The organism is Aeromicrobium phragmitis (assembly GCF_003674095.1).
GTDB lineage: Bacteria > Actinomycetota > Actinomycetes > Propionibacteriales > Nocardioidaceae > Aeromicrobium > Aeromicrobium phragmitis.
The window spans coordinates 1-354 of record NZ_RDBF01000194.1 but is presented as its reverse complement, the minus strand read 5'-3'; the positions used below and the strand labels follow the sequence as shown (position 1 = coordinate 354).

The following is a 354-nucleotide window of genomic DNA, read 5'->3' as shown; positions in this document are numbered from 1 at the left end:
GGACCTCGGCGATATCGCGATCGCCTACGGCGACAGCATCACGGATCTGCCGATGCTCCGATGCGCGGAAGCACCCTGTCTCGTGGCGCCCGGGCGCTTGACGCGCCTGCTCGGGACCCTCGTCGTGCCCGGCGTGCGCGTCGTCGCCGACGTGGCCTGACTCAGACCGGCTGGTCGGGCTCACCGTGCACGTCGCGGCCCCCGGTGGGATCGTCGGCGTCCTGACTCGTCTCGCTCGGATCCGGGGCGTGGTGCGGGTCCGGGCTCTCGGGCGTGTCGGGTCCTTCGGCGGGCTGTTCGGGATGCGGTGTGGTCATGACCGTCATGTGCCCGCTCGGCCTGCGGTGAATCGCC

At 71.8% G+C, this 354-nt stretch carries 1 protein-coding gene; it reads right to left on the bottom strand.

The features are described from left to right. Window positions 1-161 precede the first annotated feature (161 nt). Window positions 162-354, bottom strand: a 193-nt coding sequence (locus D9V41_RS18060; RefSeq protein ID WP_208006936.1) for a hypothetical protein, incomplete at its 5' end; no start/stop codon positions are given.